Below are 21,475 nucleotides of genomic sequence, written 5' to 3' on the forward strand. Positions count from 1 at the left end.
CATCGTGATCAGTCCTTTGCTCTGGAGGCGCTCCGGCCGGTGGCCGAACGTGCACTGTGCACGCGCTGAGTACCGGCCAACTGCGACCGGAGAGCGCCCTGGGCTTTTGCCCTGTGCAAGTCATTCGGCGCCGCTGCCCGAACGGTTTGGACGAGTTTCCTGAGGTGCAGCAACCCGGTGTTTCGTACCGTGTACCCATGGCTCCAGCACACATCTCCACCACCGACCGGCTCCGGGCGGTCGACGCCTGGTGGCGCGCCGCCAACTACCTGACGGTCGGGCAGATCTACCTGCTGGACAACCCGCTGCTCACCCGGCCGATCGAACCCGACGACGTCAAGCCGCGGCTGCTCGGGCACTGGGGGACCTCGCCCGCCCTGAACCTCGTCTACGCGCACTGCAACGCGCTGATCGCGGAGACCGGTCGCGAGTTCCTGTACATCTGCGGCCCGGGACACGGCGGCCCGGCGATGAACGCGAACGCCTGGCTGGACGGCACGTGGAACGAGCTGTACCAGGACGTCGACCTGCAGCGGTTCTTCCGTCAGTTCTCGTTCCCCGGCGGCATCCCCTCGCACGCCGCCCCGGAGACCCCCGGGTCCATCAACGAGGGCGGCGAGCTCGGCTACTCGCTCTCCCACGCGTACGGTGCGGCACTCGACAACCCCGACCTCGTCGTCGCGTGCGTGGTCGGTGACGGTGAGGCCGAGACCGGTCCGCTCGCCGGGTCGTGGCAGGCGCACACGTTCCTCGACCCGGTCTCCGACGGAGCAGTCCTGCCGATCCTCAACCTCAACGGCTGGAAGATCGCGAACCCGACGGTCCTGGCACGCATCCCCGACGAGGACCTCACCGCGTACTTCCGCGGGCTCGGGTACGACCCGATCGTGGTCGACTCCCGCCGCGTCGACGACGACCCGTACGCGGTCCACGCCCTGTTCGACGGCGCCCTGCGACGCGCCCTCGCCGGCATCGACGACATCCAGGCCGCCGCACGTGCCCAGGCCGCTCGTGCCGCCGCCGGCCAGGCCGCCGGCGCCGCAGCCCTGCGTCCGCGGTGGCCGATGATCGTGCTGCGCACCCCGAAGGGCTGGACCGGCCCGAAGGTGGTCGACGGTGAACAGGTCGAGGGGACCTTCCGTGCACACCAGGTGCCACTGCCGGCCGTGCGCGAGGACGACGGTCACCGCGCCCAGCTCGAGGAGTGGATGCGCTCGTACCGCCCGGAGGAGCTCTTCGACCAGGACGGCCACCCGGTCGGCATCATGACGACGATCCGCCCGACCGGCGACGAGCGGATGAGCGCCACCCCGCACGGCAACGGCGGCCGGCTGCGGACCGCGCTCGACCGCCCACCCCTCGAGCCGTACGCGGTCGAGGCCGGCACCGAAGCGTCCGCCACGGGCACGCTCGGCCCCTGGCTCGCCGCCCTGATCGAGAAGAACGCCTCGACCTTCCGGCTGTTCGGTCCGGACGAGACCATCTCGAACAAGCTCGACGCCGTGTTCGACGTCACCACCCGCGTCTGGCGTGCCCAGCGGGCGCCGGGCGACGAGCACCTCTCCCCCCGCGGCAGGGTCACCGAGGTCCTGTCCGAGCACCTGCTCGAGGGCATGCTCGAGGGGTACGTGCTGTCCGGTCGGCACGGGATGCTCAACACCTACGAGGCGTTCGCCCACATCATCGACTCGATGGTCGGGCAGTACGCCAAGTGGTTGGAGTCCTCGACCGACATCGACTGGCGGGCACCGGTGTCGAACCTGTCGCTCCTGCTGTCGTCGCACGTCTGGCGGCAGGACCACAACGGCTTCTCCCACCAGGACCCCGGGTTCCTGGACGTCGTCGCGTCGAAGCAGCAGGACCTCGTGCGGATCAAGCTGCCGGCCGACGCCAACACCCTGCTCGCCGTCGCCGCCCACGCCATGGAGACCACGGACCGCATCGAGGTGATCGTCGCGGGCAAGCACCCGGAGCCGGTCTTCCTGTCCCTCGAGGACGCCGTCGCGCACGCCGACGCAGGACTCGGGGTCTGGGACTTCGCCGGCACCGAGCAGGCCGTCGGCAGGGTCGACGTCGTCCTCGCGTGCGCCGGTGACGTCCCCACCGTCGAGGCGGTCGCCGCCACGGACATCATCCGGAAGCACGCACCCGGGGTCGGTGTCCGCGTCCTCAACGTCGTCGACCTGCTGGCGCTCGGCGACCCGCGCAAGCACGAGCACCCGATCCCGGACGAGCAGTACGACGCGCTCTTCCTGCCCGGCACGCCCACGGTCTTCGCGTTCCACGGGTACCCGACGCTCGTGCACCAGCTGACGTACCGCCGGAACGGGCACGACGACCTGCACGTGCACGGGTTCCTCGAGCAGGGCACGACGACCTCGCCGTTCGACATGCTCATGCGCAACGAGATGGACCGCTTCGCCCTGGCCCACGACGCCCTGACACGGGTGGACGCCGAGGCGCACGCCGACCTGCTCACGAAGCTGTCCGAGGCGCGTGACGCTGCACGGACGTTCGCGTACACGAAGGGCGAGGACCACCCGTCGCTCGCGGGCTGGGAGTTCGCGGGATGGCCGCAGGACGAACCCGCCAGCGGTGGGACCGGCGGCGACCCGGGTGCGGGCGAGACCGAGGCGGCCGCGCCCGGCAACTGACGCACTCCTCCACAGGACCGGTCACGCCCGCCGCGTGGCCGGTTCCGTGCTGTCAGGGTTCCGGCATGGACATCGGCTGGATCAGTGCGCTCGTGTCGGTCACGAGCGCGTCCGTCGCGCTGGGTGCGCTCGTCGCCTCGGTGCTCGACGGGCGCGCAGGACGGCGAAATGCAGAGTTCTCGGTGCACCGCGACCTGTGGTGGCAGCGTTGGTCGTGGGTCGCCGACCGGGCGACCTCGGACGACGAAGGAACGCGCGCGGCCGCCGGTGTGATGGCAGCTGCGCTGGTGAGCCGCAGTTGGACGACCGCGGACGACCGCTGGGTCGGCCGGGCGCTCGACGACCTGACCGCAGCGACGATCGAAGGAGCGAACGATGATCTCGAAGCTGAGTGACAAGGACTTCAAGCGCTGGCTCGACGGACGTGAACTGACGACGCCCGCACTGCTGGCAGACCCGCACTACGGGCCCATGATGCGGGCGAAGGGCGCCGAGGAAGAGCTCCGTCAGGCGCGGATCGAATGGCGCGAACGGCAGGAGCGCGCACGAGCGCGGAAGCTCAAGGACGAGGCGTCCTTCGGTGAGGGCTGAACCGACGCCATGCGAGCCTGCCACGCTGGGACCGTGACCGAACTCGTCATCCCGGCCCCGAGCCTCCCGACCGTGCCCACGACGACGGGCGCGCGGTTCCCCGTCCGCCGTGTGTTCTGCGTCGGCCGGAACTACGCGGCGCACGCCCGCGAGATGGGCCACGACCCGGACCGCGAGCCGCCGTTCTTCTTCACCAAGCCGGCCGACGCCGTCGTGGTCGACGACGCCGACACCCCGTACCCGCCCCTGACCCAGCAACTGGAGCACGAGGTCGAGCTCGTCGTCGCGATCGGCACCGGCGGCGCGGACATCGCCGTCGCCGGTGCCCTCGCCCACGTGTGGGGCTACGCCGTCGGCATCGACCTGACCCGCCGTGACCTGCAGGCCGAGGCGAAGCGACTCGGGCGCCCGTGGGACACCGCGAAGGGCTTCGATGCCTCGGCACCGATCGGCGCGATCACCCCGGCGGACGCGGTCGATCCGACCAGCGGCGCGATCGAGCTGACGGTGGACGGGGAACTCCGGCAGGCGGGCGACCTGGCCGACCAGATCTGGTCGGTCGCCGAGACGATCGCGGCGGTCTCGCGGTCGGTGTCGCTCGCGCCCGGCGACCTGCTGATGACCGGCACCCCCGACGGCGTCGGCGTGCTCGAACGCGGCTCGGTGCTCATCGGCACGATCGCCGGTGTCGGCGAGGTCCGGACCCGGATCGTCTGAGCCACGTGTCGCCGATGTGTCGACGGGCTGGGAGCCTTCGCAGGCAGCACGGGTAATCCTTGGGCATCGTCGCGGGTGGGGCCCGCGGCGGACACGGGGCGGCGCATCGCGACGGGGCGACGCGGACACCCCGGGACTGCCGGAGGTACGACCGTGCTGGAACACGACCTGCTCGCCACGTCCTGGACGTGGGCGGGCGACGAGAGCGTCCGCGACCGCGTGCACGCGGTGGGGTCCGCCGGGTTCGCCGGCCTGTCACTGTCCCTCGACGACCTGCACGAGGTCCGTGCCACGACGGGCTTCGCCGAACTCCGCCGCATGCTCGACGGGGCCGGCATCGTCTGGGTCCAGCTCGGACCGCTCGACCGGTGGTGGACCTGCGCGAGCCGCACCCAGGACGAAGACGCCGATCGCGGGGTGGTGCTCGAGGCCGCCGCGACCCTGAGCGCCTGGCAGGTGGTGGTCCGTGCCGACACTTCGTTGCCCGGAGCCTCCCCTGCGACGATGGCCGACGACTGGGTCGCGCTCGCCGACCAGGCCGAGGCCGTCGGGGCGCAGATCGTGCTCGAGCCGGAGCCGTGGTCCAACCTGCCCACGATCGAACGGGCCGCACGCTTCGTCGCCGCTGCCGGGCACCCGAACGGCGGGCTGCTCCTCGACGCCATGCACGCGCTCCGCGGCGGTTCGACCCTCGCGTCGATCCGGCAGGGCGTCGCACCGGGGGTCCTCGCAGCCGTCGAGCTGAGCGACGGACTGCTGCACACCCCGAGCGGGATGACCCTGGCCGAGGAGTCCCGGACAGCGCGGTACCTGCCCGGTGCCGGGGCGTGGGACCTGCCCGGCCTCGTCCGGACGGTGCGTGAACTCGGGTTCGACGAGCCGTGGGGCGTCGAGGTCCGGACCCCGGCGCACCGTGCGATGCCCGTCCGTGACGCGCTCCGCACCGCCGTCGCCGCCACCCGTGCGGTGCTCGACGCCGCTGACGCCTTCGGTGCCCCGGCTGCCCCGGCGATGCCCTCGACGCCCGCACCGACGTCCGCCGTCGACTTCGAGCCGCCGCAGACCGGCCGCCACGACCCGACGAACGGTGCGCGACGTCGGGACGCCGACACAGGGACGCCCGCGTAGGTTGCTGGGCATGACCGATCAGGCAGCACACGACGACGACCTGCTCCGCCGTTCCCAGGAGTCCATCGACGAGGCCAAGGCCGCCGCGGCCGAGGTCGTGGAGCCGGACGAGGACGCGCTCATCGACGAGGATGCCCCCGTGGCCGACCACGCGGAGCCCGCCGACGGACCCGCCCCCGCGGCGTGACCCGGTACTGACCCGGTACTGTCCCGAAAGCACTCCCCACACCGACGGAATCGCCGGGCGACCATCCAGGTCGCCCGGCGATTCGTTCGTCTTCGCGTGTGACGATCCGCTCACTCGGTGCGTCCCACCAGTGGACCCACCGGTTGCGCTGCTGCGCGCCCGGTGCGGGGCCGTGCGGCCGGTCTCCCTGAACCGGCTGGCCGCGTGCCCCGGCGGCGGTCCGTGCGCTCCCTGATCCAGCGTGCGGGCCGTCGGGTCCGCCGACCCGTTCCGCCACCACGGAGCCGCCGGGCCGCCGCGCGAGTCAGGCCACCGTGCTCGTCAGTCGTCGTCCTCGTCGGCGAGGAAGTCCGCGTACCGGACCTCGGTCTCCGTGGTGCTGCTGCGCGGTTCGACGATCCGCTGCGACAGGTCGTCCCCGGTGATCGCGACGCGTTCTGCGGCCGTGAACGGCGGCAGGTACTTGCTCGAGTTCATCCCCTGAGCCCCCTTCGTCTCGGCGAACGTAACAGCCCGTGGCCGGACCCCGGCGTCGTTGCCGGAATCGTCCCCCGCCCGAGCGTCGCACGGGGGACGGAATTTCGCCAGGGGCGGACCCATGCGGATGCATGCGCCGGCCGCGGCCGGCCAGCGCGTCAGGACTCCCGCACGACGTCGTCCGGGTCCTTGTCGACCCGCCATCCCCGCCACGACGGTTGCCGGAGCCGCCCGTCACCCGTCCACTCGGCGAACTCGACCTCGCCGACGCGCTCCGGCGTGACCCAGTGGGCGTCCCGCGCGTCGGGCCGTGGGACGTCGACGAACGGTGAGGTCTTCCGTGCCAGTGGTGCGAGGACATCGCCGATCTCGTCGAGGTCGCGGTCGCGGAACCCGGTGCCGACCTTGCCGATGTACTCCAGTCCGTCCGGGCCGGGTACCCCGAGCAACAGCGATCCGATCCCGCCGGCACGCCGACCGCTGCCCGGCTTCCAGCCGCCGACGACGACTTCCTGGGTGGCGTGGTGCTTGCGCTTCAGCCAGGCTTCGGACCGACGGCCCTCGGCGTACTTCGACGACCGCTTCTTCGCGACGACGCCCTCGAGGCCCTGCTCGCGCGAGGCGGCCAGCACCGCGTCGAGTTCACCCTGCACCGCCGGCGGCACGTCGATCGCACCACCCGGTTGCACGACGGTCTCGAGCGCCTGGCGCCGGGCGTCGTACCCGAGCCGAGTCAGCTCGTGCCCGTCCGCCTCGAGCACGTCGAAGAGCAGGAACCGGACCGGGGTGGTCTCCTGCGCGCTCCGGACCTCACGCGCCTTCGTCAGCCCCATCCGGTTCTGGAGCAGCTGGAACGACGGTCGGCCGCGGTCGTCGACGGCCACGATCTCACCGTCGAAGACCCCGTCCACCCCGGCCCGCTCCCCCAGTTCCTGCAGTTCCGGGTACTGCGCCGTCAGGTCGTTGTCGTTGCGGCTGCGCACGGTGACCGATCCGTCGCGGACGGTCGCGAGCGCCCGCACCCCGTCCCACTTCATCTCGAACGCCCAGTCCGCCGGGTCCAGCCGGGTCTCGCCCTTGTCCAGGGTCGCCTGCATCGTCCGGCGCTCCGACGGCGGGGTCTCGGCGTCCGCCGCCCGGGTGATCCGTCGCCGCCCGTCGGACCCGCCGGGTGCGGTGCGCGCCACCGCCGGCCCGGCACCGCTGCCGCCGTCCGCCAGCCGTTCGGGTTGTTCCTTCGTGCGGTGGATGAGCCAGTTCTTCTCGTCGCCCCCGCCCCGGCCGCGGGTGTGCAGCAGCGCGAGGCGGCGAGCGCCGCCGGTCCGACCGTGCAGGGTGACGATGACCTCCTGCCCCTCGCGCCACTTCTCGAGCTCGTAGGTGCCGTCGTCCCAGATCGTGACCGTGCCGCCGCCGTACTCGTCCTTCGGGATCGTGCCCTCGAACGAGCCGTACTCGAGCGGGTGGTCCTCGGTCTGCACGGCCAGGTGGTTCTTGCCGGGATCGGTCGGTTCGCCCTTCGGCAGTGCCCAGCTCACCAGCACGCCGTCGTGCTCGAGCCGGAAGTCGTAGTGGTCACGGGTGGCGTGGTGCTCCTGGACGACGAAGGTCGGTGTGCCGTCCTTCCGCACCGTCGGGGCACCTTCCGGCACGGGTTCCGGCGTCTTCGAGGCGTCCCGCTTGGCCCGGTAGGCGGCGAGCCGGTCGCGGGCGGGCTGCTCGGCGTCGTTCGCCCGCTCGGTGCGGTCGCTGTCCCAGTGACCGTGGTCGTCGCGCCCGACGGCCAGCGAGGCGGAGGCGACCGGGTGCAGGAAGTCCCCACGGGCCTGCAGGCGTTCGAGGACCTCGTCCAACGTGAGCTGCGCGAGCCCGCGTTCCTCGAGTTCCTTCCAGGTGCGTGGTGCCGCGACCGTCGGCCGTTCGCGGCCGCGCAGCGAGTACGGGGCGATGGTCGTCTTGTTGCCGTTGTTCTGCGACCAGTCGACGAAGACCTTGCCCGTCCGCTCGGCACGGCTCATCGACGACAGCACCAGGTCCGGCAGGTCCGTCTCGAGGGCCTTGGCCAGCTCGTGGGCGACGTCGGAGACCTGCGCCGTCGTCGCCTTGCCGTCGAGGGCCGCGTACAGGTGGATGCCCTTGGAGCCGGACGTCACCGGGTACGGGTCGAGTCCCATGCCGTGCAGGATCTCGCGCGCGGCCACGGCGACCTCGACGCACTCGGGCAGCCCGACGCCGTCACCGGGGTCCAGGTCGAGCACGAGCCGGTCCGGGTGCTGCTGCGCACCGCGGGGACCGAACCGCCACTGCGGGACGTGCAGTTCGAGCGCGGCCTGCTGCGCCATCCACACCAGGGTCGGCAGGTCGTCGACGATCGGGTACTCGTTGTCGTGCTCCGAGTGGTGGATGGTGTGGTGCCGCACCCAGTCGGGGGCCGAGTCGGGCAGGTTCTTCTCGAAGAAGACCTTGCCGTCGACGCCGTTGGCCCAGCGCTTCCGGGTCACGGGGCGGTCCTTGACGTGCGGGATCATCCACGGCGCGACCCGCTCGTAGTACTCGATCACCCGACCCTTCGTGGTGCCGGTCGCGGGGTAGAGCACCTTGTCGGTGTTCGTGAGCGCGAGCCGACGGTCGCCGACCAGGACGACGGTCTTGCGCGAGGCGGGACTCACAGCGCCACCCCGGTCGCTCCCGCCACCGTCAGGGTCGTGCCGGACGTGTACGACGACTCGGGCCCGGCCAGGTAGACGTAGGCGCTGCCGAGCTCGACGGGCTGGGCGGGACGCCCGAACGGGGTGTCCTGGCCGTACGCCGCGATCTCGTCGCCCGGGTAGCTGATCGGCTGCAGGGGCGTCCACACCGGCCCGGGCACCACCGTGTTGGCACGGATGCCCTTGCTGGCGAGCTGCCGCGCGAGCCCGTTCGTGTACGTGATGATCGCGGCCTTCGTCGCGGCGTAGTCGATCATGCGGTCCTGCGGCTGGTACGCCGACACCGAACTGGTCGTGACGATCGAGCTGCCCGGCGCCATGTGCGGGACGGCAGCGCGGACGAGCCAGAACAGCGAGTACAGGTTGACCTTCATCGTCCGGTCGAAGTCCTCGGTGCTCTGCTCGGTGACGTCCTGGTGCACCTGCTGGTGGCCGGCGACCAGCACGAGCGCGTCCAGGCCACCGAGCTCGCTGACGGCGTCCTGCACCAGGACGTCGCAGAATGCCTCGTCCGTCAGGTCGCCGGGCAACAGCACGGCCTTGCGCCCGAGGTCACCGATGACGTCGCGGACCTGTTCGAGGTCCTCGCGCTCCTCGGGCAGGGCGTTCAGGGCCACGTCGGCGCCCTCCTTCGCCATCGCGATCGCCGCGGCGCGCCCGATGCCGGAGTCCGCGCCCGTGACGAGCACCCGGTACCCGCGCATCCGCCCGGTGCCCAGGTAGCTCGTCTCGCCGTGGTCGGGGGCGGGGTCCATCGCACTCGCCAGCCCGGACCCCTGCTGGGTCTGCGCGGGGAACGGCGGACGGGGGAACTGGTCGCGCGGGTCCTGCTTGTCGAGCTGGCTCATGGGCCCATCGTGCTCGCGCCGGCCTCGCGGCGATCCAGCGAACCGGACATCCGTGGAACGATCCCCCGGACGGCGGACCTGTGGAGGAACCGTCGGCTCCGGGCGCGCACGCGTGCGGGCGGGCATCATGTGCGCATGAGGTCGATCTGGAAGGGCTCCATCGCGTTCGGGCTCGTCAACGTGCCCATCAAGGTCTACGCGGCCACCGAGACGCACGACGTGTCCCTGCACCAGGTCCACGACGACGACAAGGGCCGCATCCGGTACAAGCGGGTGTGCGAGTTCGGCCACGAGGTCGAGTACGCCGACATCCAGCGCGCCTACGACGACGGTGACAAGACCGTGGTGCTCACCGCGGACGACTTCAAGCAGCTCCCCGAGGAGCAGTCGCACGAGGTCGAGGTGCTCGAGTTCGTCCCCGTCGAGCAGGTCGACCCGATGATGTTCGAGAAGACCTACTACCTGGAGCCCGACTCGCGCTCGCCGAAGGCGTACGTGCTGCTGCGCGAGACCCTGGCGAAGACCGACCGCCTGGCGATCGTGCAGTTCACCCTGCGGCAGAAGACCCGGCTCGGGGTGCTCCGGGTGCACGACGAGGTCATCCTGCTGCAGGGGCTGCTCTGGGGCGACGAGGTCCGCGCCGCCGACTTCAAGACCCTCGACACGACGGTGAAGGTCAGCGCCAACGAGCTGAAGATGTCGTCCTCGCTCGTCGAGAGCATGTCCACCGACTTCGACCCCGACCGCTACACCGACTCCTACCAGGAGGAACTGCAGCAGCTGATCGACGCCAAGCTCGAGGCGGGCGACGACATCGACACCGAGAAGACCTTCGGCGAGCAGCAGGACGACGAGGACGACGACGAGGGCGGTGACGTGCTCGACCTGATGGCCGCCCTGCGTGCGTCCGTCGACAAGAAGCGGACAGGAGGCGCGGGGTCGCGTTCGTCGTCGGCCGCACGGTCGTCGTCCGGTTCCGGCTCGGGCACGTCCGGCTCCGGCAGGAAGGCACCGGCGAAGAAGGCACCGGCGAAGAAGGCACCGGCGAAGAAGGCTGCCGAGAGCACGAGGGAGAAGGCCCCCGCGAAGTCGGCGCCGAAGAAGACACCGGCGAAGAAGGCCCCGGCCAAGAAGCCCGCCGCCAAGAAGCAGGCGAGCTGACCACTCCCGGGTCAGGCCGCGGTCGACCCGCCGCCCGCCAGCCGCTCGAGCGTGGTGAACACCTCGGCGTACTGCTGGCGGAGCGCTGCCCACCCGGCGCCGGTGTCGATCGACTCCGGGTCCTCGACGGGCACCGCGTACCCGTACTGCGCCCGCGGGACCGGGTCACCCGGCAGCCGGAGCTCCTGGGTGAACGCGCCGCTCGCCGCCTCGAAGGTCAGGGTGTGCGATGCGATGTTCCGGCCCCAGTCCGCGGACGGCCACGACATGAACGCGACGTGCCGCATCCCCTCGGCGGGATCGGTCGCCGAGACGTAGCAGCCGTGGTGGTCCTCACCCGGGGACAGGATCGTGTACGTGCCGTTGTCCCGGTAGACGAGCAGGGCCTCGGCGAAGGGCTTCGGCGCGTACATCGCGGTGTAGCGCAGGGCGTGGACGAACTGCGGCCGCCCCAGCGGGACCGTCACGAGCGCGCTGCGGGCCGGCCCCTCGTTGGCTGGCGCCTCGCCCGGGGTCGACGCCGCTGCACCTGCCGGCAGGTGGGCGACGTAGAGCAGCTCGGCGTCCTCCGTGCCGGTGCTGCGGCCGTCGTGCACGATGCGCGGCTCCTCGACCAGGGCCTGCCCCGGCCCGACGACCCGAGTGGCCTCTTCGGTGACGTGCGTCAGCGCACCGCGCACCACGAGACCCGTCTGGCGTGCGTCGTGCTGGTGCCAGCCGGTCGACGCACCCACCGGGAGCGTCAGCCGCCGCACCTCGTACGTGCCGCCGTCGGGCCCGTCGACGGTGGCGATGAGGGTGGTGGTGGGCTCGGGGTGGGGCATCGGGGTCCTCTCGGTGGTGCGTTCGCCAGATGATCGTCTTGCACCCACCTGGGACGGTGGTCGAAGGACGACGCGGATCCGTTCAGCCGGCGCGCGAGGCACGTGTCACGAGCCGGAAACACGGGTCCGCGACACTGGGCACATGACTCCAGAAGAGCCTGGGGCCTTGTCGTCGCCACCCGCGACCGATGGCCCACCCGTCACCGTCTCCGTCACCCGCCTGGTCGAACCCGACCGCATCCCCGAGGCCACCCGCTGGGTGCAGTCCGGGGTGAACCTGGCGAACCGCTACCCGGGCTTCCTCGGCTCCGGGTGGGTGCGTTCCCGGGCGCAGTCGCGCGAGTGGCACATGCTCTACCGGTTCGCCGACCACGACTCCCTGGCGACGTGGGAGAACTCCGACGACCGGCTGCGGTGGCTCGACCTGGGCCGTGACCTGGTGGTGGAGTCCCGCGTCGAGAAGCGCACCGGCATCGAGGGGTGGTTCGACGTCCCGCAGGACGCTCCGGCCTCGAGCGCTCCCCCGCGGTGGAAGCAGTCCGTGAGCATCTGGCTCGGCTTCTTCCCGGTGAACCTCGCCTTCACGTACCTGATGGCCTGGCTCGTCCCCGCGTTCGCGCACGTCGCGATCCTGCCCCGGGTGCTCATCACGACCGTCGTGCTCACGCCGATCATGACGTTCTGGGTGCTGCCGTTCGTGACGAAGCTGATCCGTCCGTGGCTGCTCGCACCGCCGAAGCAACCGCAACAGCAACAGCAGCAGCAGCAGCCGGTCCGGCAGCCGCGCGGCTAGATCGACGGGTCGCTACGGGGTCCCGAGCACCGACAGCTGATCGAGCCGCTCGAGGATGACGCCCTCGCGCAGTGCCCACGGGCAGATCTCGAGCGCCGGCAGGTCGAAGATGTCCAGGCACGCCTCGGCGACGAGCGCGCCGGGCACCACCTGGTGTGCGCGGCTCGGTGAGACACCGGGCAGCGCCGCGAGCTCGTCGACCGACATCGTGAGCAGCTCCGGCAGGCGCTGCCGCAGCACGGCGCCGTCGAGGGCACGGGGCACGAGGGGCCCGGCAGCGGACGGCGCGGCACCGCAGACGCGGGCGATCGACCGGAAGGTCTTCGAGGTCGCCACGGCCCGGTCCGGACGCCCCGAGCGGAGCAGCCGTCCGGCGTCCCGGGCGATCTCCACGCGGATCTCGTGCCGGATGCGGCGGACGTCGTCCTCGGTCGGGGTGCCGGCCGCGAAGTAGGAGCGCGCCAGGCGTGCGGCGCCGATCGGCATCGACCACGCGACGTCCGGTGCCTCGTCGGCACCGCCGGCGATCTCGAGCGAGCCACCGCCGATGTCGAAGACCGCCAGGCGACCGGCGGACCAGCCGAACCAGCGGCGCACGGCCAGGAACGTCAGCCGGGCCTCGTCCGAGCCGGACAGGACGGCCAGCTCGACCCCGGTGGAGGCCTCGACGTGGGCGAGCACGGCCTCGGAGTTGCCGGCGTCGCGCACCGCCGAGGTGGCGAACGCGAGCATGTCCTCGCAGCCGCGTTCCTCGGCGACGCGGACGGCGTCGGCGACGAAGGTGGTCAGGGCGTCGATCCCCTGCTGGGTCACCGCGCCCGAGTCGTCGAGGTGCTCGGCCAGCCGCAGCGGCTGCTTGAACGAGGATGCCGGCAGCGGCGCAGCGCCGCCGTGGGCGTCCACGACGAGCAGGTGGCCGGTGTTGGACCCGATGTCGAGGACTCCCACGCGCATGGACCCAACGCTAGTGGGCCGCGCAGTCACCCCACGGCCGGGAGGCGCGGGTCACGCCCGCAGGAACGCCTCCAGCTCGGCGGTGGTCGGGTACGAGGCCTGCGCGCCCGGCTTGGTCGCGGCGTACGCCCCGACCCCCACCGCGAACCGAGCGGCGTCGACGAGGGTGTCCCCGGTGGCCAGGCGCAGCGCCACCGCACCCATGAAGGCGTCACCGCAGCCCGTGGTGTCCACCGGCTCGACCCGCACGGCGTCGATCGACACCGGCTCGGCACCGCGATCGTGCACGACGCAGCCGGCACCACCGCGGGTGACGATCGACCGCGCGACGCCGTGGTCCCCGAGCGCGGCGGCCTCGTGCTCGTTCACGAGCAGCACGTCGGTCAGCTCGAGCAGTTCGGCCGGCACCGCGCCGAAGGGCGACAGGTTCGTGAGCACCGTGACCCCGGCGGCGTGCGCAGCCCGGGCGGCGGCGAGGACGACGTCGATCGACACCTCGAGGCAGAGCCCCAGCACCGCGGCGTCGGTGAAGGCGTCGGTCGGCACGTCCTCCGGCGTCAGCGCGCCGTTCGCCCCGGCGGAGATCACGATGGTGTTCTCGCCTGCGGCGTCGACCGTGATGACGGCGGTGCCGGTCGCCGTTCCCTGACGGACGGCGACGTGCGTCGTGTCGACACCCGCAGCCGCGACGGAGTCGCGGAGCAGCGCACCGTTCCCGTCGTCGCCGACCGCACCGATCATGCGCACCGTGCCCCCGAGCCTCCCGGCAGCCACCGCCTGGTTGGCGGACTTGCCGCCGGGCAGGATCGCGAGGTCCGAGCCCTGCAGGGTCTCACCGGGCTGGGGGAAGCGCTCGGTGCGGACCACCAGGTCCGCGTTGAGCGACCCGACGACGACGATGCTCTCGGTCAACGGACGGTCTCCTTCTGCGGGGCGACGGACGTGGTCTCGGCGCCCTCCGGACGGGGGATGAGGAACGAGATCGCGAGCGCGACGGTCGTGATCGCGGCCCCGAGCAGCATGCCACCGGAGTACCCGGCGGTGCCCGCGGAACCGCCGACGCCGAGCGCGATCTGCAGCGCGGGCAGGACGGCGAAGCTGACCCCGGCGCCGAGGTTGAACGCACCGGCGTTCAGGCCGGGCAGGAACCCGGGGTTCGACTCCGGCGACAGCACGATGCCCAGGCCGTTCAGGATGATGTTCGCGATGCCGGCGTAGGTGATGCCGATCAGCACGGTCGCGGTGACCAGCACGGGCAGCGAGTGCACGCCGACGAGCGCCATCAGCACGGTCGAGACGATGCTGCCGATCAGGCCGAAGCGCAGGACAGCGCGGTACCCGATGGTCGGGGCGAGGCGCCCGGCGAAGGGTCCGACGATCCAGCCGACCAGCGCGTACGGGGTGAGGAACACGAGCGAGGCCAGGTCGGGCTCCATGCCGAAGCCGGCGTCGCCGTTCTGCGCGAGCGACGTGACCAGGCCGTTGACGACCGCGAACACGCCCGTCATCGTCAGGAACGTCGTCGCCAGGAGCGCCCAGGTCGCACGGCGTTTCAGGAACCGGGTCTCGACCAGGGGTTCCCGCACCCGCGACTCGACGGCCCAGAACACGGCGAAGGCGACGAGCGCGACGACGACGCCGCCGATCACGAGGGCCGGGTTCGCCGCGCCGAGCTTGCCGGCCTCGTTGAACGCCGTGAGCAGCGCCCCGACCGAGACCACGAGGGGGACGACGCCGATCCAGTCCATCCGGGTGCCGGCGGAGGGCTTCGACTCGACGCCCCAGACGGCGACCAGGAACAGGGCGAGGACGGTGACGACGGCGATGACCCAGAAGATCCCGCGGAACCCGAAGTTGGTCGCGATCCACCCGCCGGCCAGGGCGTCGACGCCCGCGATGCCGCCGTTCACCGCGGTCAGCAGCCCGAGCGCGGCGCCGTAGCGCTTCGGGTCGCTGATCTCGTTGCGCAGGACGAGCAGACAGATGGGGACGACCGGACCCGTGACGCCCTGGATGATCCGGCCGGCGAACAGCATCGGCACGTTCACCGCGAGCGCGGCGACGATGCTGCCGACGAGCATCACGGCGAGCATGCCGAGCAGCACGCGCTTGCGACCGACGATGTCGGAGAGCCGCGGCAGGAACAGCGAGAACAGCGCCGCGAGCGTGAAGTACAGGGTCTGCGACAGGCCGATGGTGGCGTCGTCGGTGTGGAGCTCGCGCGCCATCGTGACGAGCGCGGGGCTGAGCATGCTCGCGTTCAGCTGGAACGCGATGCACGCGGCGAGGAGCGCGGCGGTGAGGGCGCCGATCGACTTCTTCGTCGAGGTGGAGGTCATGGGGTTCAGTGCTCCGGGGTCGTGGTGATGCCGGCTTCGACGGCGTCGGCGGCGGCACGAGGGGTCCAGCCGGTGTCGGCCGTCTCGCCGATGCGCTCGAGCGCGTCGACGACCAGGTCCCAGAACCGGCCGTGGTCGAGCTCCATCGCGGCGCTCGTGCGGCAGTCCGCGGGCGCCGGGGCGCGGAAGTCGGCGACGGTCATCCCGAGGGTCAGGGCGCCCTGGGTCTCGACGTGGATCGGGACCTTCACGGCACGGACGATCGTCGGGTCGATCACGTAGGCGACGGCGCAGGGGTCGTGCACCGGCGGGGCGTCGAAGCCCTGGGCGTCCTTGTAGGTCTGCCCGAAGAAGTCGAGCAGCTCACCGACGAACGCGGCGGGGGCGGTGCCGACACCGGCGATGCGCGCGGCGACCTCGGGGGTGGCCAGGGCCTGGTGCGTCAGGTCGAGACCGACCATCACGACGTCCCAGCCGGCCTCGAACACGATGGCCGCGGCCTCGGGGTCGATGACGATGTTGAACTCGGCGACCGGGCTCCAGTTGCCGACGTGCACGCCGCCGCCCATGAGCACGACCTGCTTGACGCGCTCGACGATGCGGGGCTCCTTGCGGGCGGCGAGGGCGATGTTCGTCAGGCCGCCGGTCGGCACGAGAGTGACCGTGCCGGGCTCGTGCGCCATCACGGTGTCGATGATCAGGTCGACGGCGTGGCGCTCGTCGAGGTCGAACGACGGCTCGGGGAGCATCGGGCCGTCCAGGCCGCTCTCGCCGTGGATGTCCGGGGCGACCTCGATCTGACGCAGCAGCGGGCGGGCGGCACCGGCGGCGAACGGCACCCCGGTGATGCCGGCGATCCGCGCGACGGCCAGGGCGTTGCGGGTGACCTTCGGCAGGGTCTGGTTGCCGACGACGGTGGTCACGGCGAGCAGGTCGATCGCCGGGCTGCCGTGGGCGAGCAGGAGCGCCACGGCGTCGTCGTGGCCGGGGTCGCAGTCGAGGATGATCTTCGCGGCGGGCTGGGTCGCATCGGGCACGCTGGGCGCTCCACTTCTTCGGGGAATCGAGGTGAGTGCTCGACGTGGTGGGGATCCACGGGCCGGCAGAACGCTGGCGACGCGGCGCGTCAAGCGTTTGACATCGAAACACGTCAAACGCTTGACGTCAAGTTCGAGCACCGCGCTCGCTAGCATCGACGGGTGCCCTCCCCCGCCGCCCCGAGCCGTCGTGTGACCGCTGCGATGGTGGCCGAGCGTGCGGGCACGAGCATCGCCACGGTCTCCCTCGTCGTGAACGGCAAGGACCGCGGGCGGGTCTCGGCTCCCATCGCCGCACGGGTCCGCGACGCCGTGGACGACCTCGGCTACGTCGTCGACCACGCCGCCAGTTCCCTGGCGCGCGGCAGCGGTGACCTCGTCGTGTTCATCGCCCCCGACCTGTCGAACCCGTTCTTCGCCGAGGTCATCCGTGGCGTCCGCGACACCCTGGGCGACCGGTTCCAGCTCGTGCTCTCCGTCACCGAACGGGGTGCACAGCCCGTCGCGGCCGACGTCCGGCGCTTCGAACGGCTCCGGCCCGCCGGCATCCTGGTCGACGCCCCCGCCGCCGACGAGCCGATGTCGGCGAGCGTCCCCGTGGTGCTGCTCGACGCCCCCGGTGGCCCCGAGGCCGTCAACTACGACCTCTCCACCGGCGTGCACGAGCTCGTCGCACACCTGCACGACCAGGGGCACCGGCACGTGGGCTACCTCGACGGCACCTCACGGGCGGCGACGTTCGGCGTGCGCCGCGACCTGTTCGAGCAGGCCTGCGCAGACGCCGGCATCACCGTCTCCGAGGTCACCGCCCGTGCCGACCTGACCGTCGAGGCCGCGGCCTCGGCCACCGAGCACGTCATCGAGGCCTGGCAGGACGACGACGTCACCGCCGTCGTCGCGGCCGCGGACACCCTGGCCTACGGGGTCCTGCGGGTCGCTGGCGCGCTCGGCATCGCCGTCCCCGGCGCACTCGCGGTCGCGGGCTTCGACGACCTGCCGTCGTCGTCGGTCACCGCGCCGGCGTTGACGAGCGTGGCACTGCCCGGCGCTGACCTCGGTCGGGCTGCGGCACTGCGACTCCTCGCGACGCTCGACGGCACGGCCGCCGAGCCCGCGGCCCTGCCGACACGGCTCGTGCCGCGCGCGAGCACCGGCGCGTAGCGCCGGGCGACCGCGACCTCACGCGCTCAGCGGCAGCGCACGCGCGCTGGAACGCGTGAGGTGTCGCCCGGCACGAAACGCCGGCTGCGGCAGTGAGCGCGACCGGACGACCGACGGGAGGCGCGGCACCAGCTGGCACCGCGCCTCCCGTCAGCACGCCGTCGTCTCCACAACGCGCCCCGCGATCCGCTGGACGCCGCCGAATCTGGCGGCGCCTCGCTCAATCCGAGGCGTCCCGGCGGGACGCCGGCGTCTCACCACCCGACGAGACGGACTCCGACCCCGCCGTCCGGGCCGCGCGCTGGGCCCGCTCGAGCTCGTCGGCCTCGTCACCGCCGACGGCCTCGCCACGGGCGACCATGCCGGCCGTGTCGGACAGTGTGATCTGCGGCAGGAACAGCGCGAGCAGGAACGCCACCGCGATGAACGGCAGCAGGTACCAGAACACCGGTGCGAGCGAGTCGGCGTAGGCGTTCACGACGCCGTCCTGCACCGCCGGCGGCAGCCCTGCGACGGTCGACGGGTCGATGCTGCCCGCCGACGACGCCGCATCGGTCGCCGAGCCACCGGCACCGCGGAACACGTCGGTCAGCGACGTCGTGAGCCGCGCGGTGAAGAGCGCGCCGAAGACGGCGGTGCCGAGGGAGGCACCGACCTCGCGGAAGTAGTTGTTCGTCGACGTGGCGGTCCCGACCTGCTCGGCAGGAACGGCGTTCTGCGCGACGAGGACGACCACCTGCATGATCAGGCCGAGCCCCGCACCGAACACGAACAGGTAGGCGCAGATGAGCCAGATCGGGGTGTCCGCCGCCAGCTGGGTCATCGCGAGCATCGCGATGGCCACCAGCACCGTGCCGACGATCGGGAACATCCGGTAGCGGCCGGTCTTGGTGATCAGGACACCCGATGCGATCGACGTCCCGATCAGGCCGGCCATCATCGGCAGCATCAGCAGGCCGGAGACCGCGGCCGAGGTGCCCGAGGCCATCTGCAGGAACGTCGGGACGAACCCGATCGCCGCGAACATGCCGATGCCGAGCACCAGGCCGATGCCGGTCGCCAGCAGGAAGGTGCGGTTGCGGAAGAACGACAGCGGCAGCACCGGGTCCTGCGCGCGGGACTCGACGAACACCAGGAGTGCTGCCGAGACGACGAGACCGGCGAACCAGGCCCAGGTCTCGGGGGCGTCCCAGCCGTGGTCCTTGCTGCCGCCGAACTCCGAGAAGAACACCAGGCACGTGGTCGCCGCGGACATGAAGAGCACCCCGAGCACGTCGATGCGCTTCGTCGCCTTCTTGTTCGGCAGGGTCAGCGCGAACCACGCCACGAAGAACGCCGCGATGCCGACCGGGATGTTGATGTAGAACGCCCAGTTCCAGGTGAGGTGGTCCACGAAGAAGCCACCGAGCAGCGGGCCGCCGATGGCGGACAGACCGAAGATCGCACCGAGCGGACCGAGGTACTTGCCGCGCTGCGACGCCGGGACGATGTCCGCGATGATCGCCTGCGACAGGATCATCAGGCCACCGCCACCGAGTCCCTGCATGGCACGGAACGCCACGAGCTGCGTGAAGTCCGTGGCGAACGCGCACCCGGCCGACGCGATGGTGAACAGCGCGATGGCGATGAGGAACAGGTTGCGACGACCGAGGACGTCGCCGAACTTGCCGTAGACGGGCATCACGATGGTCGAGGCCAGCAGGTACCCGGTCGTCAGCCAGGCCTGGTGCGCGACGCCGCCGAGTTCCCCGACGATGGTCGGCATCGCGGTGGAGACGATGGTCTGGTCGAGGCTGGAGAGCAGCATCCCCGCGATCAGGGCGGAGAAGATGATCCAGATGCGACGCTGCGTCAGGAGCAGCGGTCCGTCGGAGCCTGGGCGGGCACGCTTGGTGGTGCCCGGCGCGGTGGCGCTCATGTGGTGTGTTCCCGTTCGGTCGTGGTGACCGCCCTGAGCAGGCGGAGGTTCTCGGTGAGCAGCGCGTCGAACGTCGGCCCCGTGGCCTCGTCGAACGCGTCGTCGAAGTACTCGGTCGCGGTGACCTTGAGGAGCGCCGCCGCGGTCTCGGTGACCAGACGCGGTCGGCGGTCGGCGGGGTCGTCCCACCCGAACCGCCGTCCGAGCGCCACGGTGACCCGGGCGAGCTGCACGTCGGTCGCCGACAGGAACCGTGCGACGAGCGCCGGCTCCCGCTCGAACACCCGGCGGACCAGGGCTTCGTCGGCGCGGGCGATGCCGACCCGGTGGAACTGGTCGATGGCCAGCGCCACGATCGAGTCGAGGGGGTCGAGTCCCGCGGGGACGATGCCGCCCGCGGCGTAGGCGTCGATCGCCTCGACGTCAGCGTTGAGCTCGATGCCGAGCACGGCGTCGTCCTTCGACCCGAAGTGGTTGAAGAACGTGCGGCGCGACACTCCGACGGTCTCGCAGAGCTGCTCGATCGTGAAGCCGTGCAGCCCGTGCTCGACCGTCGCCCGACGCGCCTCGCCGATCATGCGTCGGCGGAGCGCGCGGGTGCGTTCGGTGGTGCTCACCGAGCAAGAATTGCACTCTCGTGGTGAAAGTGCAATGTGGACCGGGTCGAGTTACAGGGTCTTCTCGAAGCAGAACGACCACGGCATCGTCGCGGCGTAGGGCTCGTAGACGTCGATCTGGTCCCAGCCGGTCTTGCGGTAGAGCGCCACGGCGTCGGGCTGCTTGTCACCGGTCTGCAGGATGAGCCGCGGGGCGCCGAGTTCGCGACCGACGCGCTCGCACTCGTCGAGCAGTGCGGTCGCCGCACCCTTGCCGCGCGCGGACGCCAGCACGATGAGGCGCTTCAGCTCGACCTCGTCCCCCAGGCGTCGGACGGCGATGTGCCCGACCGGTTCGCCGGACTCGTCGACGGCCAGGATCGACGTGACCACCGTCGACCGGTCGACGCTCAGCGCTCGGCTGCGCTCGGCGGTGACCGCCGGGTCCTCGCCGGCGTTCGCCGACCCGTAGCGCTCGTGCATCTCGTCGTCCATGCGGGCGCGGAGCACCACGCTGCGGGGGTCGTCCCAGGACACGCGTTCGATCGTGATCACGAACGTCGATCCTGGCACGGGCGACCGACGACGCGGAAACCGAGGCGCCCGTCAGCCGCGACCGGCGCCGCCCGTCAGGCGCGCCGCCCGTCAGCCGCGCTGGCCGAGTGCCGCGATCAGGCCCTCGCCGGCGCGGAACGCCGCGAGCACGGCCGCAGCGTCGTCGTACACCTCGGCCGCTCCGGCAGCGCGGAGTTCGTCACCGCCGATGCCACCGGTCATCACGCCGACGCACGTCACCCCCACCTTGCCGGCGGACTCGACGTCCCACATGGCATCCCCGACCATCACGGCATCGTCGGCGGAGACACCGACCTTGTCGAGCGCCACCCGGATGATGCCGGGGTCCGGCTTCGCCTGCTCGACGTCCTCGGAGCTGGTCTCGGCGGTGACCCACTCGCCCGCGTCGAGCAGGTCGCGCAGGCGGGCGAGTTCGCGCTCGGGGGCGCTGGTCGCCAGGACGACGGCGTGCCCCGCTTCGGCGACGGCATGCAGGAGCTCGCGCGCACCCGGCAGCAGCCGGAGCCGCGGCATCTGCTCGGCGTAGTAGGCGGTGTGGAACTGCTTCGCGGTGTCGCGGGTCTCCTGGGACGCGTCCGGCAGCAGCGTCTCAAGCAGCTTCGCCGAGTCCATGCCGATGGCGCGGTGGATGCGCCAGGCGTCGACGGACTCCCCCGCCGCCAGGAACGCTCGCCACCACGCGTCGATGTGCGCGTAGTTCGAGTCGGCGAGGGTGCCGTCGATGTCGAAGAGGACTGCTGTCGTGGGTGCGTCGGCCATCCCTCCATGCTGCTCGGGAGGCCCGGATCGCCTCCCAGGGGCAACCC

Annotated in this window: 21 protein-coding genes; 9 read left to right on the forward strand and 12 right to left on the reverse strand. The window is 71.8% G+C overall.

Annotated elements, in window-relative coordinates:
- Nucleotides 1-197: 197 nt before the first annotated feature.
- From H489_RS29995 to H489_RS38290, 6 genes are all read left to right on the forward strand, one after another.
- On the forward strand, nucleotides 198-2,654 hold the full coding sequence (locus H489_RS29995) for a phosphoketolase (RefSeq protein ID WP_017887491.1): 2,457 nt from the start codon (nucleotides 198-200) through the stop codon (nucleotides 2,652-2,654).
- Between the two features lie 65 nt (nucleotides 2,655-2,719).
- Nucleotides 2,720-3,049 (forward strand): hypothetical protein, encoded by a 330-nt coding sequence (locus H489_RS30000; protein ID WP_017887492.1) that lies wholly within the window; start codon nucleotides 2,720-2,722, stop codon nucleotides 3,047-3,049.
- Nucleotides 3,030-3,245, forward strand: a complete 216-nt coding sequence (locus tag H489_RS30005; protein ID WP_017887493.1) for a hypothetical protein — start codon at nucleotides 3,030-3,032, stop codon at nucleotides 3,243-3,245. The genes H489_RS30000 and H489_RS30005 overlap by 20 nt, the downstream gene beginning before the upstream one ends.
- A 33-nt stretch (nucleotides 3,246-3,278) precedes the next feature.
- Entirely contained in the window at nucleotides 3,279-3,962 is a 684-nt protein-coding gene (locus H489_RS30010) for a fumarylacetoacetate hydrolase family protein (protein ID WP_017887494.1), read from the forward strand.
- Between the two features lie 153 nt (nucleotides 3,963-4,115).
- Entirely contained in the window at nucleotides 4,116-5,090 is a 975-nt protein-coding gene (locus tag H489_RS36915; RefSeq protein WP_017887495.1) for a sugar phosphate isomerase/epimerase family protein, read from the forward strand.
- Nucleotides 5,091-5,100: 10 nt separating this feature from the next.
- Complete coding sequence (locus H489_RS38290; protein WP_017887496.1) at nucleotides 5,101-5,277, forward strand: hypothetical protein; 177 nt, start codon at nucleotides 5,101-5,103, stop codon at nucleotides 5,275-5,277.
- Nucleotides 5,278-5,598: 321 nt separating this feature from the next.
- Here H489_RS38290 and H489_RS38295 read toward each other — a convergent pair whose 3' ends face one another.
- The 3 genes from H489_RS38295 to H489_RS30020 form a co-directional block, all read right to left on the reverse strand.
- Nucleotides 5,599-5,754: a hypothetical protein gene (locus H489_RS38295; protein ID WP_017887497.1), complete on the reverse strand. Its 156-nt coding sequence runs from the start codon at nucleotides 5,752-5,754 to the stop codon at nucleotides 5,599-5,601.
- A 158-nt stretch (nucleotides 5,755-5,912) separates the two neighbouring features.
- On the reverse strand, nucleotides 5,913-8,423 hold the full coding sequence (locus tag H489_RS30015; RefSeq protein ID WP_017887498.1) for an ATP-dependent DNA ligase: 2,511 nt from the start codon (nucleotides 8,421-8,423) through the stop codon (nucleotides 5,913-5,915).
- A complete protein-coding gene (locus H489_RS30020; protein ID WP_017887499.1) occupies nucleotides 8,420-9,310 on the reverse strand; it encodes an SDR family oxidoreductase in 891 nt (296 codons plus the stop codon). The genes H489_RS30015 and H489_RS30020 overlap by 4 nt, the downstream gene beginning before the upstream one ends.
- A gap of 135 nt (nucleotides 9,311-9,445) precedes the next feature.
- Here H489_RS30020 and H489_RS30025 point away from each other — a divergent pair, with 135 nt between their 5' ends.
- A complete protein-coding gene (locus H489_RS30025; protein ID WP_017887500.1) occupies nucleotides 9,446-10,471 on the forward strand; it encodes a Ku protein in 1,026 nt (341 codons plus the stop codon).
- An 11-nt stretch (nucleotides 10,472-10,482) separates the two neighbouring features.
- Here the strand turns inward: H489_RS30025 and H489_RS38645 are convergent, their stop codons facing one another.
- On the reverse strand, nucleotides 10,483-11,295 hold the full coding sequence (locus tag H489_RS38645) for a cupin domain-containing protein (protein ID WP_017887501.1): 813 nt from the start codon (nucleotides 11,293-11,295) through the stop codon (nucleotides 10,483-10,485).
- A gap of 142 nt (nucleotides 11,296-11,437) precedes the next feature.
- On the opposite strand from H489_RS38645, the gene H489_RS30030 reads away from it, so the two are divergent.
- A complete protein-coding gene (locus H489_RS30030; protein WP_051067396.1) occupies nucleotides 11,438-12,088 on the forward strand; it encodes an antibiotic biosynthesis monooxygenase in 651 nt (216 codons plus the stop codon).
- A gap of 12 nt (nucleotides 12,089-12,100) precedes the next feature.
- Here the strand turns inward: H489_RS30030 and H489_RS30035 are convergent, their stop codons facing one another.
- Genes H489_RS30035 through H489_RS30050 form a run of 4 tightly spaced genes read right to left on the reverse strand, consistent with a single transcriptional unit; the run spans nucleotide 12,101 to nucleotide 16,418 of the window.
- Nucleotides 12,101-13,042, reverse strand: coding sequence for a Ppx/GppA phosphatase family protein (locus H489_RS30035; protein WP_017887503.1), 942 nt, complete (start codon nucleotides 13,040-13,042; stop codon nucleotides 12,101-12,103).
- Nucleotides 13,043-13,093: 51 nt separating this feature from the next.
- Nucleotides 13,094-13,954 carry a ribokinase gene (locus tag H489_RS30040; RefSeq protein ID WP_017887504.1) on the reverse strand — a complete coding sequence of 287 codons (861 nt, stop codon included), beginning with the start codon at nucleotides 13,952-13,954 and terminating at the stop codon, nucleotides 13,094-13,096.
- Nucleotides 13,951-15,381 carry an MFS transporter gene (locus H489_RS30045; RefSeq protein WP_017887505.1) on the reverse strand — a complete coding sequence of 477 codons (1,431 nt, stop codon included), beginning with the start codon at nucleotides 15,379-15,381 and terminating at the stop codon, nucleotides 13,951-13,953. Before H489_RS30045 ends, H489_RS30040 begins: the two co-directional genes overlap by 4 nt.
- Before the next feature lie 5 nt (nucleotides 15,382-15,386).
- Nucleotides 15,387-16,418, reverse strand: coding sequence for a nucleoside hydrolase (locus tag H489_RS30050; protein ID WP_017887506.1), 1,032 nt, complete (start codon nucleotides 16,416-16,418; stop codon nucleotides 15,387-15,389).
- Between the two features lie 162 nt (nucleotides 16,419-16,580).
- Here H489_RS30050 and H489_RS30055 point away from each other — a divergent pair, with 162 nt between their 5' ends.
- Nucleotides 16,581-17,579: a LacI family DNA-binding transcriptional regulator gene (locus H489_RS30055; protein WP_040419828.1), complete on the forward strand. Its 999-nt coding sequence runs from the start codon at nucleotides 16,581-16,583 to the stop codon at nucleotides 17,577-17,579.
- Nucleotides 17,580-17,799: 220 nt separating this feature from the next.
- Here the strand turns inward: H489_RS30055 and H489_RS30060 are convergent, their stop codons facing one another.
- The 4 genes from H489_RS30060 to H489_RS30070 form a co-directional block, all read right to left on the reverse strand.
- Nucleotides 17,800-19,497: an MDR family MFS transporter gene (locus H489_RS30060; RefSeq protein WP_017887508.1), complete on the reverse strand. Its 1,698-nt coding sequence runs from the start codon at nucleotides 19,495-19,497 to the stop codon at nucleotides 17,800-17,802.
- Complete coding sequence (locus H489_RS36920; protein WP_017887509.1) at nucleotides 19,494-20,114, reverse strand: TetR/AcrR family transcriptional regulator; 621 nt, start codon at nucleotides 20,112-20,114, stop codon at nucleotides 19,494-19,496. Before H489_RS36920 ends, H489_RS30060 begins: the two co-directional genes overlap by 4 nt.
- A 51-nt stretch (nucleotides 20,115-20,165) precedes the next feature.
- Nucleotides 20,166-20,648 carry a GNAT family N-acetyltransferase gene (locus tag H489_RS30065; RefSeq protein ID WP_017887510.1) on the reverse strand — a complete coding sequence of 161 codons (483 nt, stop codon included), beginning with the start codon at nucleotides 20,646-20,648 and terminating at the stop codon, nucleotides 20,166-20,168.
- 90 nt (nucleotides 20,649-20,738) lie between these two features.
- Nucleotides 20,739-21,428, reverse strand: a complete 690-nt coding sequence (locus H489_RS30070; protein ID WP_017887511.1) for an HAD family hydrolase — start codon at nucleotides 21,426-21,428, stop codon at nucleotides 20,739-20,741.
- Nucleotides 21,429-21,475 lie beyond the last annotated feature (47 nt).

Origin of the sequence: Curtobacterium flaccumfaciens UCD-AKU, from assembly GCF_000349565.1 — a bacterium.
Classification (GTDB): Bacteria; Actinomycetota; Actinomycetes; order Actinomycetales; family Microbacteriaceae; genus Curtobacterium; species Curtobacterium poinsettiae.

Excerpts from the sequence above, each read along its gene's own strand:
- H489_RS29995 (WP_017887491.1), top strand. The coding sequence starts at position 198 with ATGGCTCCAGCACACATCTCCACCACCGACCGGCTCCGGGCGGTCGAC.
- H489_RS30000 (WP_017887492.1), top strand. The coding sequence starts at position 2,720 with ATGGACATCGGCTGGATCAGTGCGCTCGTGTCGGTCACGAGCGCGTCC.
- H489_RS30005 (WP_017887493.1), top strand. The coding sequence starts at position 3,030 with ATGATCTCGAAGCTGAGTGACAAGGACTTCAAGCGCTGGCTCGACGGA.
- H489_RS38290 (WP_017887496.1), top strand. The coding sequence starts at position 5,101 with ATGACCGATCAGGCAGCACACGACGACGACCTGCTCCGCCGTTCCCAG.
- H489_RS38295 (WP_017887497.1), bottom strand. The coding sequence starts at position 5,754 with ATGAACTCGAGCAAGTACCTGCCGCCGTTCACGGCCGCAGAACGCGTC.
- H489_RS30020 (WP_017887499.1), bottom strand. The coding sequence starts at position 9,310 with ATGAGCCAGCTCGACAAGCAGGACCCGCGCGACCAGTTCCCCCGTCCG.
- H489_RS30025 (WP_017887500.1), top strand. The coding sequence starts at position 9,446 with ATGAGGTCGATCTGGAAGGGCTCCATCGCGTTCGGGCTCGTCAACGTG.
- H489_RS38645 (WP_017887501.1), bottom strand. The coding sequence starts at position 11,295 with ATGCCCCACCCCGAGCCCACCACCACCCTCATCGCCACCGTCGACGGG.
- H489_RS30030 (WP_051067396.1), top strand. The coding sequence starts at position 11,438 with ATGACTCCAGAAGAGCCTGGGGCCTTGTCGTCGCCACCCGCGACCGAT.
- H489_RS30035 (WP_017887503.1), bottom strand. The coding sequence starts at position 13,042 with ATGCGCGTGGGAGTCCTCGACATCGGGTCCAACACCGGCCACCTGCTC.
- H489_RS30045 (WP_017887505.1), bottom strand. The coding sequence starts at position 15,381 with ATGACCTCCACCTCGACGAAGAAGTCGATCGGCGCCCTCACCGCCGCG.
- H489_RS30060 (WP_017887508.1), bottom strand. The coding sequence starts at position 19,497 with ATGAGCGCCACCGCGCCGGGCACCACCAAGCGTGCCCGCCCAGGCTCC.
- H489_RS30070 (WP_017887511.1), bottom strand. The coding sequence starts at position 21,428 with ATGGCCGACGCACCCACGACAGCAGTCCTCTTCGACATCGACGGCACC.